Source organism: Undibacterium sp. RuTC16W (assembly GCF_049339445.1).
Taxonomy (GTDB): Bacteria; Pseudomonadota; Gammaproteobacteria; order Burkholderiales; family Burkholderiaceae_D; genus Undibacterium.
On the sequence record NZ_JBMPPE010000113.1, the window covers coordinates 1 to 293 of the forward strand.

General features: G+C 43.0%; 1 protein-coding gene. It reads right to left on the reverse strand.

Going from position 1 to position 293, the window contains the following annotated elements; translation table 11 throughout:
- Positions 1–293, reverse strand: a 293-nt coding sequence (locus ACO0K4_RS19730; RefSeq protein WP_422958356.1) for a hypothetical protein, incomplete at both ends; no start/stop codon positions are given.

Sequence of the window (293 nt, forward strand, 5' to 3'; positions counted from 1 at the left end):
GCCATAATTTGGGCTCTGAGTGCATCAGCTTTTCCTGCCTTAAAGGCCTGGATGACTTTCTCGAAGTTCTTTCGAAGGAAGGATGCTATAAGCTCATAATCATTTCCAAATTTGGCATGGTCGTATTCCCCCAGGATACTATAACCTGATTCATGTTTAGATTCCACGATTTCAAGTGGTTCTGGCACCATGATAAGAAGGAATTTCTCTGGAGCCTTCGGGGGTTGGGCAAACTTGGAATTGCCTTTTTGTTGTTTCTTTGCTGACTCAACAAGCAAAAGATTCTGCGATGA